The sequence below is a fragment of the Haloferax sp. Atlit-6N genome (genome assembly GCF_003383195.1).
GTDB classification, from domain to species: domain Archaea; phylum Halobacteriota; class Halobacteria; order Halobacteriales; family Haloferacaceae; genus Haloferax; species Haloferax gibbonsii.
Map to the genome: position 1 here is coordinate 1 of NZ_QEQJ01000154.1, position 543 is coordinate 543.

1 pseudogene is annotated in these 543 nt (G+C 57.8%); it reads right to left on the bottom strand.

Annotation, left to right across the window (positions count from 1 at the left end):
* A pseudogene (locus tag DEQ92_RS21690) lies at window positions 1–543 on the bottom strand (hypothetical protein); the annotation flags it as partial.

The window sequence follows — 543 nt, forward strand, 5'->3', positions numbered from 1 at the left end:
TTCATTCACGCGGCTGTCGAGCTTCTCGAACATCTGAGCGCGACGTTCGACGTCAGTGAGATCCTCACGGCGTGTCACAAAGGGGTTGAACAGGAACCCGATGACGGGGAATTGCGTCAGTTTCTCCGCAGGTGTGCCTTCATCTCGATATCTGTCGTAGACTTCGAGCGGGGTCACCTCGACACCAATGTAGTAGCGAACTTGCTGGATGCCCCGATCACGCATTTCCCTGGGGCGGGTCTCGCGGTACTCTGCAAGAAGTTCCCGGAAGATCGGGTTCTGCGTGACGTCCTCATCGCTGAGCCGCTTCTCGATCGTCTCAGTGATCTGTTCGACTGGAAATGACCGCGTTGTCGCGTGGAGTTTGAGTTTCGAGTCCAGTTCCTTGTTGGCGAAGTCTTCGCCAGCCGACTGGAGCTGGGCCCAGTCGTCGGACATCGCGAAGTCCATATTGTCGGGGTCGATCTCGATGAACGCTTCCATCGTCCCAGCGGCCCGTTGAATCGCTCCAGCTCCGGGCCACGCCCGCTTAACATTCGTGAG